The 13,573-nt window shown below is 68.8% G+C and carries 16 protein-coding genes; 6 read left to right on the plus strand and 10 right to left on the minus strand.

The window, feature by feature from the left end; all coding sequences use genetic code 11:
* The first annotated feature begins 50 nt into the window (after nucleotides 1-50).
* The gene (gene aspA / locus ABZS64_RS13425; protein ID WP_355827621.1) at nucleotides 51-1,502 is read left to right on the plus strand and encodes an aspartate ammonia-lyase; all 1,452 of its coding nucleotides are present in this window, start codon (nucleotides 51-53) and stop codon (nucleotides 1,500-1,502) included.
* 21 nt (nucleotides 1,503-1,523) lie between these two features.
* Here the strand turns inward: aspA and ABZS64_RS13430 are convergent, their stop codons facing one another.
* Nucleotides 1,524-3,251: a CocE/NonD family hydrolase gene (locus tag ABZS64_RS13430; protein WP_355827624.1), complete on the minus strand. Its 1,728-nt coding sequence runs from the start codon at nucleotides 3,249-3,251 to the stop codon at nucleotides 1,524-1,526.
* A gap of 669 nt (nucleotides 3,252-3,920) precedes the next feature.
* On the opposite strand from ABZS64_RS13430, the gene ABZS64_RS13435 reads away from it, so the two are divergent.
* Together ABZS64_RS13435 and ABZS64_RS13440 are read left to right on the plus strand one after the other, a co-directional pair.
* Complete coding sequence (locus tag ABZS64_RS13435) at nucleotides 3,921-4,394, plus strand: delta-60 repeat domain-containing protein (RefSeq protein WP_355827626.1); 474 nt, start codon at nucleotides 3,921-3,923, stop codon at nucleotides 4,392-4,394.
* A gap of 16 nt (nucleotides 4,395-4,410) precedes the next feature.
* Complete coding sequence (locus ABZS64_RS13440) at nucleotides 4,411-5,046, plus strand: hypothetical protein (RefSeq protein ID WP_355827629.1); 636 nt, start codon at nucleotides 4,411-4,413, stop codon at nucleotides 5,044-5,046.
* A gap of 113 nt (nucleotides 5,047-5,159) precedes the next feature.
* On the opposite strand, the gene ABZS64_RS13445 is transcribed toward ABZS64_RS13440, so the two are convergent.
* From ABZS64_RS13445 to ABZS64_RS13480, 8 genes are read right to left on the minus strand one after another with little or no spacing between them, the layout of a single operon-like run.
* Entirely contained in the window at nucleotides 5,160-5,567 is a 408-nt protein-coding gene (locus ABZS64_RS13445) for a gas vesicle protein K (RefSeq protein ID WP_355827631.1), read from the minus strand.
* A complete protein-coding gene (gene gvpJ / locus ABZS64_RS13450) occupies nucleotides 5,557-5,796 on the minus strand; it encodes a gas vesicle protein GvpJ (RefSeq protein WP_355827633.1) in 240 nt (79 codons plus the stop codon). Before gvpJ (ABZS64_RS13450) ends, ABZS64_RS13445 begins: the two co-directional genes overlap by 11 nt.
* The gene (locus tag ABZS64_RS13455; protein ID WP_355827636.1) at nucleotides 5,793-6,608 is read right to left on the minus strand and encodes a GvpL/GvpF family gas vesicle protein; all 816 of its coding nucleotides are present in this window, start codon (nucleotides 6,606-6,608) and stop codon (nucleotides 5,793-5,795) included. The genes gvpJ (ABZS64_RS13450) and ABZS64_RS13455 overlap by 4 nt, the downstream gene beginning before the upstream one ends.
* A complete protein-coding gene (locus ABZS64_RS13460; RefSeq protein ID WP_355827638.1) occupies nucleotides 6,601-7,002 on the minus strand; it encodes a gas vesicle protein in 402 nt (133 codons plus the stop codon). The genes ABZS64_RS13455 and ABZS64_RS13460 overlap by 8 nt, the downstream gene beginning before the upstream one ends.
* A 30-nt stretch (nucleotides 7,003-7,032) precedes the next feature.
* On the minus strand, nucleotides 7,033-7,284 hold the full coding sequence (locus ABZS64_RS13465; protein ID WP_355827641.1) for a gas vesicle protein GvpG: 252 nt from the start codon (nucleotides 7,282-7,284) through the stop codon (nucleotides 7,033-7,035).
* 14 nt (nucleotides 7,285-7,298) lie between these two features.
* The gene (locus tag ABZS64_RS13470) at nucleotides 7,299-8,012 is read right to left on the minus strand and encodes a GvpL/GvpF family gas vesicle protein (protein ID WP_355827644.1); all 714 of its coding nucleotides are present in this window, start codon (nucleotides 8,010-8,012) and stop codon (nucleotides 7,299-7,301) included.
* Between the two features lie 3 nt (nucleotides 8,013-8,015).
* Nucleotides 8,016-8,510: a gas vesicle protein GvpJ gene (gvpJ, locus tag ABZS64_RS13475; RefSeq protein ID WP_355827647.1), complete on the minus strand. Its 495-nt coding sequence runs from the start codon at nucleotides 8,508-8,510 to the stop codon at nucleotides 8,016-8,018.
* Nucleotides 8,511-8,537: 27 nt separating this feature from the next.
* On the minus strand, nucleotides 8,538-8,888 hold the full coding sequence (locus ABZS64_RS13480) for a gas vesicle protein (protein WP_355827650.1): 351 nt from the start codon (nucleotides 8,886-8,888) through the stop codon (nucleotides 8,538-8,540).
* A 246-nt stretch (nucleotides 8,889-9,134) separates the two neighbouring features.
* Between ABZS64_RS13480 and ABZS64_RS13485 the strand changes: the two genes are divergently transcribed.
* Together ABZS64_RS13485 and ABZS64_RS13490 are read left to right on the plus strand one after the other, a co-directional pair.
* Complete coding sequence (locus ABZS64_RS13485; protein WP_355827653.1) at nucleotides 9,135-9,950, plus strand: histone protein; 816 nt, start codon at nucleotides 9,135-9,137, stop codon at nucleotides 9,948-9,950.
* Nucleotides 9,951-9,953: 3 nt separating this feature from the next.
* Nucleotides 9,954-10,838 carry an SRPBCC family protein gene (locus tag ABZS64_RS13490; protein ID WP_355827657.1) on the plus strand — a complete coding sequence of 295 codons (885 nt, stop codon included), beginning with the start codon at nucleotides 9,954-9,956 and terminating at the stop codon, nucleotides 10,836-10,838.
* A 366-nt stretch (nucleotides 10,839-11,204) separates the two neighbouring features.
* Here the strand turns inward: ABZS64_RS13490 and ABZS64_RS13495 are convergent, their stop codons facing one another.
* On the minus strand, nucleotides 11,205-12,854 hold the full coding sequence (locus tag ABZS64_RS13495) for an FAD-dependent monooxygenase (RefSeq protein WP_355827963.1): 1,650 nt from the start codon (nucleotides 12,852-12,854) through the stop codon (nucleotides 11,205-11,207).
* Nucleotides 12,855-13,094: 240 nt separating this feature from the next.
* On the opposite strand from ABZS64_RS13495, the gene ABZS64_RS13500 reads away from it, so the two are divergent.
* Nucleotides 13,095-13,511 carry a VOC family protein gene (locus ABZS64_RS13500; protein ID WP_355827660.1) on the plus strand — a complete coding sequence of 139 codons (417 nt, stop codon included), beginning with the start codon at nucleotides 13,095-13,097 and terminating at the stop codon, nucleotides 13,509-13,511.
* Nucleotides 13,512-13,573: the final 62 nt, after the last annotated feature.

The raw sequence follows: 13,573 nt of genomic DNA on the forward strand, positions 1-13,573 counted from the left end.
CATAGCTCACCCCGCGCCGTAGCGCACCTGACAGGAGAGTCCGCACCTCCATGGCCACGCACGACCAGGTCCACCACCCCGAGGTCCGCGCCGAGCACGATCTTCTCGGCGACCGGGACATCCCCGCCGGCGCCTACTACGGCATCCACACCCTGCGGGCGGTGGAGAACTTCCCCATCACCGGCACCCCCATCTCGGCCTACCCGGACCTCGTCACCGCCCTCGCCTGCGTCAAGCAGGCAGCTGCCCTCGCCAACCGCGACCTCGGCCTGCTGGACGGCCGTAAGGCAGACGCGATCGTGAGCGCCTGCGAGGAGATCCGTGCCGGGAAACTCCACGGCGAGTTCGTGGTCGACGTGATCCAGGGCGGCGCGGGCACCTCGACGAACATGAACGCCAACGAGGTCATCGCCAACCGCGCCCTGGAGCTCCTCGGTCACCACAAGGGCGAGTACGGCAACCTGCACCCGCTGGAGGACGTCAACGCGGGGCAGAGCACCAACGACGTCTACCCGACCGCCGTCAAGATCGCCCTCGACTTCACCGCTCAGCGTCTGCTGGACGCCATGGAGGTGCTCCGCTCCGCCTTTGCCGCGAAGGCGGAGGAGTTCACGGATGTCCTGAAGATGGGCCGTACCCAGCTGCAGGACGCGGTGCCCATGACCCTGGGCCAGGAGTTCGCCACGTACGCCGTCATGCTGGAAGAGGACCACAAGCGCCTCACCGAGGCATGCGAGTTGATCCGCGAGATCAACCTGGGCGGCACCGCCATCGGCACCGGACTCAACGCCCACCCCGAGTACGCGGCGCTGGCTTCCCAGCATCTGCGCACCATCACCGGACTTCCGCTGACCGTCTCACACGACCTCGTCGAAGCCACCCAGGACGCGGGCGCATTCGTCCAACTGTCGGGAGTGCTGAAGCGGATCGCCGTCAAGCTCTCCAAGACCTGCAACGACCTTCGGCTGCTGTCCTGCGGACCGCGCGCAGGCTTTGCCGAGATCAACCTGCCGCCGGTGCAGGCCGGTTCCAGCATCATGCCCGGCAAGGTGAACCCTGTCGTCCCCGAGGTGGTCAACCAGATCGCGTTCGAGGTCATCGGCAACGACCTGGCGGTAACCATGGCCGCCGAGGCGGGCCAGCTCCAGCTGAACGCCTTCGAACCGCTCATCGCCCACAGCCTGCTGAAGAGTCTGACGCACCTGCGGTCCGGCTGTCTGACCCTCGCCGAGCGCTGTGTCACCGGCATCACCGCCAACCGGGAGCACCTTGCCGACATCGTCGCCCACTCCATCGGGCTGGCGACCGCGCTGAACCCGCACATCGGCTACGAGCAGGCCACCGCCGTCGCCCAGGAAGCCCTGACGACCGGCCGGAGCGTCCATGAACTCGTCCTCGACAAGGGTCTGCTGACCAAGGACGAGCTGCAGTTCATCCTGCGCCCGGACAATCTCGCCCGTCCTCATGTCCGGGCCACCACGGTGGGTGCGCTCGGCGGCTGACCGTCGTTTACGAGTCTGGGCTCAGCGCAGGGGCAACACCACCTCGGACGGGTCGTCATCCGGCGAGCCGAACGACACCCTGCTGCCCAGCGGAGTGCGACCGCCGTACAGCGGGTCCTGAGTGTCGAGGACCAGAGCAAGCCGGTGTCCTGCGGGCAGGTCGTAGGCGGTGGCGAAGAGCGGAATGTCGAGCGGGAAGGCTCGGCCTGGGGCCTTGCCGGACCAGCCCTGCGGAGCGTGGGAGATCAGCTTCCCCACGCCGAGGGCATTCACATCGTAGAGGTAGCCGATCACCGTGCCCTGCGGCGCGGAAGCCGTGACGGTCGTGTGCAGCCTGACGACTCCGCGGATGTGCCGCGGGGTCGCGTACGGCGCCGACTGCCATACAGCTCCGGCCCATCGGGGCAGCAACGGGAGCGCCACGACGGGAGGCAGCTGGACCAACTGGTCGAGCAGTCCGGACAGTTCGGTGATACCGCCGTCAGCGCCCGAGTTCATACCGCCGACGACCGACGTCCGCCATCCCGTCCCAGCCGTGGCGTCGCTCCCGGTCGTGCCACCGCTGAGCACACCGGTGCCGAAGACGTCCGCCCGGCCGAGCTGCAGCCGCTCGGTCCGGGAACTGACTGCCTGCCAGGACGGATAGCTCTCGTGTGCACCGCCGGGCCGCACTTCCAGCTCCACCGGCGGCCGGGAGGTCCTGCCGCTGCCCTTGAGGTGCTCGTCGAACCAGCGAAGCGCGCTCGCCCAGGTGGCGTTGTCCAGCCCGAGCAGGCCGCTGACCTCCTGGGTGGCATGGTCGCCGGGACGCAGCTCGATCCGCTTGGGGCCGGTCAGCTTCTGATAAAAGGCAGTGATCTGGCTGGGGTTGAAGATGCTGTCCCCCCAGGCGCCGGCAAGAAAGACGGCCGTGCCGTGGGCATTGATGCGGTCCACGTACGCGCCGGGGGACCTGGTTCGCGCCCATCTGATGACGTCGGGGATGTTCCGGTCGGCGAAGAGATCGGTCAGCATCCGCTGGAACTCCGCGCTTTCGCGGCCCGTGGGCGCCTGGACGGCGGTGAGTGCGGCAACGGCCTGCAGATGCCGGGTCTCGCCGCTGTACAGCGAGTCGACCAGATCCCCCCAACCGCTCATCGCGGCCACCGCTTTGATCCGCGGGTCGGCGGCGGCGCCCATCAGCGTCAGGCCGCCACCCAAGGAGAGACCGGTCATGCCGATACGCTGCGGATCCGTCGGTGTCCGGGCGATGGCCCAGTCGATGACCGCAGAGATGTCCGCCACGTCCCTGGGGCCCGCGACGTCGACCTCGCCTCCCGAGAGCCAGAAACCGCGGACCGTGTAGGTGACCACGACATAGCCGGCTGCGGCGAGTTGCTTGCCCTGGAGGACGTACTCGAGGTCGTTCTGTCCCCAGCTGGCCGGCTGCACGATCACCGGGTAGCGGCCCCGGCCCTGCGCATCGGCACCGGGAGTGCCGGGGGCAGGCGAGAACACGTTCGCCTTGAGGACGACACCGTCCTTCATCGGGATGTCGACGCGGCGGAAGGAGGGCCCCGCAGCGGCTTGGGCCGCCGCCGCAAGCTCCGGCCCCGATTCCGCTGACGTGGGTATCGCGAATGCCGAGGGCGCCGAGGGCGCCGCGGGCGCCGCGGCGACTGTTCCGACGAGGCCGAGTGCCACGGCAAGGGCGGCACTGGCCCTCCGGACCCCGGCACGGTGTCCGCTGTGGCATTGCGTTCGTCTCACTGGGGCTCCACCTGGCTCGGACCATCGTGTCGGGGCAGCACCGCGGCGCGGTGAATCGGAGCGTAGAGGTGCAGAAACAGTCGCGGTGAGACCATGATCAGCCAAATTACTCACGGGTAGGGCTCGGCAGATCCCCCGGCGGCCGACTCCCGCTGCCAAGTCGCGGAGGGCCCGCCGCGCCGCGCGTGACCCCAACTCCGCCTTGGGCGAGCTGCTTGTGATCGCCCCTCACTCCGTGAGGTGGATCACTGCGTCCAGCGAGCCCAGTGTGGCGAGCCTTTGAGGCTTCGCCGTGGCAACGGCCAGAAGCTGTGGCCCGTCACAACGGGTGAGAGATCGCAGGGCGATCAGAGGCAGAGAGGTCTGCATGTCGACTTTCATTTGTGGTGCTCGAAGAGCATTGGGACGAGTCGCAAGACACAGCCGCAGGCGTCGCGCCGGCCGAATCGGCGCGGCGGTCGCCGTGGCCCTGGCGCTCGTAGTGGCGCTGCCCGGAACCTCACTGGCAGCCCCGGGCGACCTGGATCCCACCTTCGGCGGCGACGGTACGGTACTCACCGACTTCGGCACCAGCGCAGGTGCCGACGGCAGTCTCGACACCACGTTGGGCAGCGGCGGAAAGGTGTCCACCGACATCGGCGGCGGCAGCGCGCTGCCAACGGAGTGGCGGTGCAGGCCGATGGCAAGATCGTCGTCGTCGGCACCAGCGAGAATCTCGAGGGCGGCATCGGCTGGTTCACAGTGGTCCGCTACAACCCGAACGGCAGCCTGGACGCCACCTTCGACGGCGACGGCATGGTGACCACCCCCCAAGGGGGCGGAGCAGCGTACGACGTGGCGCAGCAGTCCGACGGCAGGCTGGTTGCCGTGGGCGCCAGCGGCAATTTCACGCTGGCCCGCTACAACACCAATGGCAGCCTGGACACGGGCTTCAGCGGCGACGGCCTGGTGACCACGGGCTTCGGGGGTATCGAATGGGCTCGCTCGGTGGCGCTGCAGGCGGACGGCAGGATCGTCGCCGGCGGCGGCGGGCCGGGCGACGACTTCGCGCTGGCCCGCTACGAGGGGGTGGCGGAATCCCGACCCCGCCCGGCGTGGACCTGTCCGTCACCAAGTCCGGTCCGGCACCGTCAGCATCGGTGACCAGGCGACGTACACAGTGACGGTACAGAACACCAGCGCCACCACCCGGGCCACCGCCGTCACGCTGACCGACGTCCTCACCGGAGCCGGCGGCACCCTCCTGTCGGCCGTGCCCAGCCGGGGCAGCTGCACCACCACCGCCACGAGCGCGAACTGCACCCTGGGCACCCTCGCCGTCGGAGTCACCGCCACCGTGACCGTGTTGGCCGAGCCCCGCGCGACCGGCACCCTCACCGACACCGCCACGGCGGACGCGGCGGAGCCGGATCCGATGGCGGGCAACGACCGCGCGACCGCCGGTACCACCGTCAACAACGCCCGGGGCTGCACGATCATCGGCACCAGCGGCGCCGACAGCCTCAACGGCGGCTTCGTCAACGACGTGATCTGCGGCCTCAGCGGCAACGACACCATCCGCCCGGGCTACGGCAACGACACCGTCCACGGCGGCCCCGGCAACGACAACATCGACGGCAGTTATGGCAACGACACCCTCATCGGAGGCCCCGGCAACGACACCGTGGTCGGCAACTTCGGCTCCGACACCCTCAACACCGTCGACGGAATCGGCGGGAACGACACCGCCAACGGCGGCTACAACACAGACACCTGCACCACCGACCCGGGCGACATCCGCATCAGCTGCCCGTAGCCCTGCAGCCCCGTAACAAGCACACGGAGCGTCAGCCGTCACCGGAGCCCGCCGACATGGGCTCTGGTGACGGCAGTTCATCAAGGGGCGTAAGCGAGAGCCTGTCGACGGCCTCAGTCCGACGGCGGCAGCAGCGTCCCCAGCGGCCCGAGGTCCAGATTGAGGTCCGCCATGGACAGCCCGTACTGGCCGCACAGGTCGCTCATGCGCTCATGCAGGACAAGGAGCGTGGCCCCGAGCCTTTCCTCCTGCGCCTCGGTGAGGTCTCCCTGATCGACCCGGTGCAGCGCCTGGCGCTCCATGAGCTGACGCAGCAGCTCGACCAGAGTGAGAACCAGCTTGATCAGATCCCGTTCCACGGTGTCGGGGTCGGCGCTGATCCGGTGTGCCGGGGTGCGCCGGGGTTCACCGGGGGACGGAAGGTCACGAGGTGCGGCAGGCAGCAGCCTGAAGGCGCGGGCGGCGGCGTCCGCGACCTCTTCGATGCGGCGTGCGGGCCCACCTGTCTCCTCAGCCGTCATGGCCGCCTCCCGACGGGCTCGTACCTGTCCAGGGCGACGGATTCTGGGAGCTGATGGAGACGATCAGGGCCCGAAGCGAAATACGTACGAGGTCGATGTCCGCAATGGACAGGACCACATCACCGGTGACTACGACCCCGCCGCTGAGCAGGCGGTCCAGCAAATCGATGAGTGCCACCTGCCGGTCCGGCAGCGGCTCCACCGCCCACGGCGGGCCGGGCGCGGTCATGAGCTCACGCCTTCCGCCGCGCCGCCGGATCCTTGAGCGGGCATGGCGAAGGAGTACGGCGCCCATGGGCCGGTGACCTCCACGCGCACACCCTCCAGCCCGTCGGCAGCATGCTCCGCCTCGGACCGGAACTCCTCGGTACGGTTCCGCGGCACCAGATAGGCGTCGTTGACGACGTTCCCGCCGACCCCGTCGGCCAGGGGGCCCTGCTGGACCCGGTGGCAGGCCCGGCCGGCGGCATACGCGCGCCCAACGGCTTGGACCCGTTGGGCGGCCTGTTCGGCCGCGCGGTAGGCGCTGTCCCGGACACTCTGCTGTTTCCTGCGGCTGCGGAGATACGCACGCCCGGGGGTGAGGCCCGCCGCCGCAGGGGGCTCCGGAGCGGCGGGCGCCATGGACGGGTCGACGTAGATCTTGACGCCCCATTCGACATGCTCGGCGAGCCGCGCCAGACGCTCCCGGAAGTCGTCACGTCCGCCGTCCAGGACGTCACGCGCCCGGGTGTCGTCGAGGTACACGGTCGCCAGGCGCAGGGGAAGGACCGTCGTGCGCGTGGCCAGGGCGTCGATGACGCGGTTGTGCGCGCGGGCGACCGCCTCCAGCCACTCCAGGTCTTCGAGATGCCGTTTGAGGGCGTCTTCGTGGAAGTCCTGCACGGGCACCGGGCTCACGACGAGCACGATTTCGTCGCTCTGCGTCCCGGTCACGAGATGGACAGGGGCATCGGCGACGCCTGTCAGCACGGCGGTGGACTCGTCCAGCCCGGCTGCATTGCGCACCACGGCGTAGGCGTACGTGACGAGGTCACTCATCGCGGGTACTCCCCCGACGACGGTCGGCCCGTGGTTCTTCCTCACCTTCAGGCAGCTCCCCGCCCTGCCTCAGCGCATCGATCTCGGCCCGCAGCCGCCGGTTCTCCTCGGCGAGCGACGGCTCGCCCCTGCTCCGGGAGGACAGAGCAGGATCGTGCTCCCACCAGTCGATGCCCATTTCCTTCGCCTTGTCGACCGAGGCGACGAGGAGGCGGAGTTTGATGGTCAACAGCTCGATGTCGAGCAGATTGATCTGAATGTCGCCCGCGATGACGATGCCCTTGTCGAGCACCCGCTCAAGGATGTCGGCGAGGTTGGCGGAGGAGCCCTGCCCGTACGGCGGGGCCGCTCTGGACGGGTAGTTGCCGAGCCTGTTGGCCAGGGGTTCAGTCATGGTGATGGCCTCATGTTCCCTCGTGCCGGGTCAGGGCTGCCTGCTCTGCCAAAAGGCCCTGATCTCCTCGAGCCGGTCGAGCAGTTCGTCTTCGCGCCGCTCGAACGTCTCCTCGTCGATGTCCCCCGCGACAAGTTGCCGTTCGAGCTCGGCGAGTTCACGCTGAACCGGCGCCGGGTCGTAGTACTCGTTCTCGGCTGCTTCCAGGACGCGGTCCACCACCCAGACCGCGCCGCGTACCGGCGCCAGGGGGAGGGTGAGGAGCTGTGTCAGCAGGCCCATGGGGATTCATTCCTTCAGACGAAGCTGTACGGAGGAAGGGGGCCGTTGAGCCGGAACTGGAACTCGTCGCCCATCTGATTGGCGACGCTCAACTCCGTGGTGAGGAAGCCCTCGTCCTGATCGTGAGCCACCAGGAAGGAGACATTGAGGAAGTCCGTTCCGGACGGCTGGGAGGAGTCGTGTTCCCGGGCGAACGGGCGCAGCGCCTCGATCACCCCCGCGGCCAGGGCATCCTGGCGCGCCTGCACCTCTCGGGCGACCAGCTCACCGAGCGCGACAGGTGCCTCGGGGCCCGCGGTTCCGTTGCGGATGCCGTCGTTGAGCTCCCGCGCCTCGCTTGACTCCTCGAGGATCTCGCGCAGCAGCGCGTCCTCTTCCTGCCCCACCTTCAGGTTGTACTCAACGCAACCCTCCAGCGCCTTGAGCCTGTCCGTGAATTCGTCCGCACGCTCCTCCAAGGCGATCCGGACGGCCTCGTCGTTCTCTGCCATGAGGCCGAATCGCAGGGGCAGCACGGTGCCGTCCGCCATGAGCCTGTCCTGGACCTCCTGGTGCGCGCTGAGGTCGCGTCGCTTGGGACGCAGATCGTCCGGAGCGTCGCTGACCACCGCGGCCAGCAGTCCGCCGCTCACTGTCCGCAAGGCCGCTGAAGGCTCCCCGACGCCGCTGAGACCGTCCAGACGCAGCGGGTGCTGCTTTTCGGTGATGGAGTAGATGTAAACGCCCATGGCTCACTCCTTCTCGCGGGGCGAACCCCGCTCACGACGGGTGCTCCGCCGAGCCGGCCGCCGTCGCCTCTCCACGGGTTCCTGTTCCTCCCCTGCGCCCTCCTCCTCGCCCTCCTCCTCGCCCTCGTCGCGGTCACGGTCGGCGACGCCCTTGAGGGAGTCTGTGACCGCTTCCACGGCGCCGGTGAGGGCACCCTTGGTCTTGCCCTTGGCTCCGCTTTCCACCGAATCACCCACGATGTCGGTCAGCTGGGCCGGCTGCTTGCTGCCGGCTTCGAGATCGAGCCGGTTGCACGCCTCGGCAAAGCGCAGATAGGTGTCGACACTGGCCACGACTATTCGCGCGTCGATCTTCAGAATTTCGATGCCCACCAACGACACGCGGACAAAGACATCGATGACGAGTCCGCGATCGAGAATGAGCTCGAGTACGTCGTAGAGGCTGCTGGTACCTCCGCCTCTGGTAACACTGCCTCCGCCTTGCGGCACCACGGTCATGGCGCCTCCCTTCACCGGCTGTGGGTCTCAGCCCCGCCGGTCGATCTGTCCACGGGTGTAGCGACGCGTTCGCTCATACGCCACCAGGTCGCCCTCCTTGTCCAGCGTCACTCGATAGCTGCCCATCACGCTGGTGGTTTCGGGGATGCGTTCCAACTCCAGAACCTCCACCTCGGCCTCCCACCCGTCATCGGTCGGTTTCAGTGACGAGACCGACTCGGGGGCACGCCCGAGCAACTCCTCCAGCTGTTTCGCCGCGGAACGCATGGCCCAAGCCGCTTTGTCCTTGCCCGAGAGGCGCGTGGAGTCACTGGAGCTGCCCCGGCCGGTGCTGCGGCTACCGCTGGACCGCCGCTTGGCGGGTTCTGCTGCGGCCATGGTCTCTCCGGTGGTCGGATCGGAGTCACATTCGATGCATAAATCTACATTTTCACCATTTAGGTACATACCCCGCATCGGCGTGGGCACTCGCACTGAGACTCCGCCGGATGAGCGGATGCGGCAGCCAGGGACGCAGCGAGCTGTGCGATACGTCCATGCGTTCCGCCTCTTCTTCAATCACGGTCTGGGCAGGGCGCATTGACCCACAGTCAGGTGCCGTGTCCTTCCCGAAGGGACCGGTCCATGAATGACACGACCAAGATCGCACTCGCGGCCGCGGTCGCGGGCGGCTACGTGCTCGGACGCGCGAAGAAGGGCCGACTCGCCTTCGCCATGGCGACCTACATCGCCGGCCGCCGGTTCGGCCTCGATCCTCAGCAGTTGGCCACGGAAGGACTGCGCAAACTCGGGGAAATTCCACAGGTCGCGGACCTGAAGGACCAGGCACGGGGCGAACTGCTGGACGCAGGGCGCCAGGCCCTGGTGGCCACCGCCGATCGCCGCCTCGGCGAACTGGCGGGTTCACTACGCGAACGCACCCTCCACCTCGGCGAGAAGGACGAGGACGAGGACGAGGAGCACGCAGAAGACGAGGAGGGTTACGAGGAGGAGCCGGAGAAAGAGGAGCCGGCAGAAGGGGAGTTGGTGGAGGAAGAGGAGCCCGAGGACGAGGAGGAGTACCAGGACGAAGAGGAACCGGAGGAAGAGGAGCCAGAGGAAGAGGAGACGCCGGAGGAGGAGCCGCCGCGGCGCCGCCGCACCGCCCGTACCGCAGCGAAGAGGCGGACAGCCAGACCCGCTCCCCGCAAGGCCGCCGCCAAGAAGAAGGCCGCCCCGGCGAAGAAGACAGCTCCGGCGAAGCGGACCGCCGCGAAGAAAACCCCGGCGAGGAAGGCAACGCCCGCCAGAAAGACCGCGAAGAAATCCTCACCCCCGGCCAAGAAGACGGCCGCTAGGAAGGCAACGGCGAAGAAGGCGACCCCGAGGAAGTCCACATCCAGTAGGTCGGCTCCCGCGAAGAAAACGGCTGCCAAGAAGACGGCCGCACGGCGGAGGTAGGTCATGGCCAAGACAGAGGAAACCTCAGGCCTCCAGCAGCTGCGCGAGGAGCTCGTCGATTACCTGAGCGCTCAGACAGAGCTCCTGGCGGACAAAGCCGGGGACAAGCTTGCGGACGTCACCGACCAACTCTTCGACGCCGCCGAGAACGGCGGCCCCCTTCCCGGCGCGGGCCTTCTCAAGGGCGGCTCCCCGTTGAAGGCGCTCCTCGGCGCGAAAGCCAAGGGCCTCAAGGACAATGTGGTGGACAAGGCCCAGAATCTGCTGGGTGGTGGAGGCGGTCGCAAGTCCGGCAGCACCAAGACAACCAACCTCGTCGAATCGCTGGACGTGGGCGTGCCGATCCGCACGGCTTACGACCACTGGACCCAGTACGAGGAGTTCAGCAGCTTCACCAAGGGTGTCCGCAGTGTGTCGCAGAAGGACGAGACCACCAGCGACTGGAAGGCCAAGGTGGGCCCGTCGACTCGCAGCTGGCAAGCCACTGTTCAAGAGCAGCTGCCGGACGACCGGATCGTATGGACCTCCGAGGGCGCAAAGGGCACAACGCGTGGCTGCGTGAGTTTCCACGAATTGGCGCCCAATCTCACCCGCATCGTGCTCGTCGTCGAGTACTACCCCTCGGGGTTCTTCGAGAAGACCGGCAACCTCTGGCGTGCCCAAGGGCGCCGCATGCGCCTCGACTTCAAGAACTTCCAGCGGTACGTCACGCTCACCGACGAGGAAGCCGAGGGCTGGCGGGGCGAAATCCGCGACAGCGAGGTAGTGCGCAGCCATGAGGAGGCGCTGGAGGACGAAGGGGAGGAAGGGGAGGACGAGTACGGGGGAGGCGAGGAAGAGGGCTACGACGAGGGCGAAGAGGAATACGAGGAGGAGGACGAAGAGTGACGGCCGGGCGCAGCTGAGGCATCCGAAATCCGTCCAGTTGCCACCTGGGTGCCCAAATAGCGCCGGTTTGGAGAACGGAGGCGCAACCAAGCACTGATCCGCGCTTCGGTTGCGAAGACCGTCATATCTGGGCGGCAGGACGAACGGCGGTCGGCCATGTACAGAGCGCGCGATCAATGCGACGTCCGCCGTCGGGGCCTGGCCCGGGCGGGGACGCCCCCGCCGAGACAGCCGGCCAGGCAACCTACGACGACGCCAAGGCCCACCTGCCCCAGCCCGAGCAGTAGCGGAACCCCCGGGCCCTGACGACCGTCAGGGCAGCGGCGTTCCGCCGGTAGCTGCAACAGCCGGTCCGCCTGAGTGGGATCACCCCTGGGCGTTCGCGGCGAAGGTGACCGCGAGATGGGCCGCCAGCGGCTTCGGGGCCGGCGGGCAGAGACGGGCGCCGAGGTATCCGTCCGGGCGGATCAGGAAGGCCGTCGGCGACTCCGCCGCGTAGAGGCGGGCGAACTCGCCACGGGTGTCACGGTAGGCCGGCAGGCGGTGCGCGTCGGCCGGTGCGTCGGCTTCGAGCACCACGCAGGCTTCGACCCGGCCTCCGGAGGACTCCCGCGCCGTCTCGGCGAGTTCGTCGAACCCGTGCCCGAACTCGTGCCCGTAGAGCAGCAGTACGTGTCCGCGGTCCCGGAGCAGGTCGTACAGGCGCAGCGGGTAGGCGGCGATCTGCCCGGTGATGCCGCCGCAGTCCGGGGCCCGGTCGCCCAGGCGAGGTCCCGGGCCGTCGCCGGGCGGATCCACGATCGGGCTGCCCGGGTAGGAGACGAGCAATTGTGCCTCGCGCAGCATCAGGGTCGTCGGGTCGGCGCGGTCGGCCTGGATTCCCGCCGCGGCGTGCCGCACGGTGCGGCCGACGACCTCCTCGCCGACCGGCCGGCGTTCGGCGTCGTAGCTCGCGAGCAGGCCGGGGTGGGCGGCCCCCTCGACCGCCAGGGCGAGCTTCCAGGCCAGGTTCCAGGCGTCCTGGATACCGGTGTTCATGCCCTGGGCGCCCGTCGGTGGGTGGATGTGCGCGGCGTCCCCGGCGACGAAGATCCGGCCGTCGGCGTACCGGTCCACGATCCGGTGGCTGATGCGGAAAACCGAGGCCCAGCGGATGGCCGAGGCGGTCGTCGGCCGCGGCGACAGCCGGTCCAGGACGGCCTGGATGTCGGGGAGCGCGGGGGCCCGGCCGCCCTCCAGGCCGTGCGCCACCCCGTCGGACGCCCCGGCGGCCGCGGCCTCGGTCTGCCGCGCGGTCGAGAGCTCGGGCGGTACGAGCATCGACATCCGGTAACGGCCCGTGCCGGGCAGCGGGATGCAGACCAGCAGGTCGTCGATCGCGCCGTCGCCGTCCCGGTGCATGGCGCGTACGGCGTACCCGTGCGGGAGGTCCCAGTCGACCTCCACGTCGGCGAGCATGTACTCCTCGAGGAAGGCGCCACCTTCGTAGGTGAGCCCGAGCCCCTTGCGGACGACGCTGTGCGCGCCGTCGCAGCCCACCAGGAACCGGGTCCGTAGCTCTTCCTCCGTACCGGAGAGGGTACGCAGGCGGCTGGTCACCCCATCGGCGTCCTGGGCGAACGACACCAGTTCCGTGCCGCGCTCGATCCGGGTCCCGTACCGCGTCAGGAACTCGTCGAGGATGCGCTCGGTCTCGTACTGCGGCAGCGCGGCGAAGCCGTACGGCACCTCGGGCGGCAGGACGAGGTCGATGCGGGGCTGCTCTGCGCCGTTGACGTACATCAGCTGCCCGCGCATCGGGACGGCCGCGTCCAGTGCGGCCCGGACCAGGCCCACCCGGTCCCAGATCTCCAGGGTGCGCGGCTGGATGCCCACGGCTTTGGCGTACGGCAGCCTGGCGGGCAGCCGGTCGACGATCCGGCAGGAGACTCCCCGCCTGCGCAGCTCCGCGGCCGCGGTGAGGCCGACCGGGCCGGCTCCTGCGACCAGTACGTCCGTTGCGTAGGTGTGCGCCACTGGCGCCTCCCTGGCGTGCGGCTCCCGTACGAGTCGGTGCACTTCCATGGTCGCCGGTCGTCCGGCGGTCGGCATCCCGTCGGGCCGCGAGCGCCGCGCCGCGCTGCTGTCGTCGCCTGTTCCGGACGGCGTGGCAGGCGGAATCAGGCCGACGCTCGACGGTCGGGGAGTCGCCCCGGTCACCGGCAGGGCACCGCCTAATCTTCCAGACCTGACGTCTCATCACGAAAGGAACGCGTCGTGCCTTCTCGACTCAACCCGTACATCGCCTTCGACGGCGACGCCCGGCAGGCCATGGAGTTCTACAAGGGTGTCTTCGGCGGCACCCTGACGGTGAACACATTCGGCGACTTCGGCAGGGAGGCAGCCGGAGACGCCGCTGACAAGATCATGCACAGCATGCTCGAGACCGACAGCGGGTTCACACTCATGGCCTCCGACACCCCGCCGGAGATGGACTACAAGCCCGGGACCAACATCTCCGTGAGCGTGAGCGGGGAGGACGCCGCCGAACTGCGCGGCTACTGGGACAAGCTCTCCGCCGATGGCACGGTCGCGGTCCCGCTGGAGAAGCAGATGTGGGGCGACGTCTTCGGCATGTGTACGGACCGCTTCGGCATCACCTGGCTGGTTAACATCGTCCAGCAGCAGGCCTGAACGCTCAGTGGCGTGCCGGCCCCTCCCCCTGGCGGCCGGCGCGTCACTCGCGGTCGCCGGCT

Source organism: Streptomyces sp. NPDC005408, from assembly GCF_040606445.1.
Classification (GTDB): domain Bacteria; phylum Actinomycetota; class Actinomycetes; order Streptomycetales; family Streptomycetaceae; genus Streptomyces.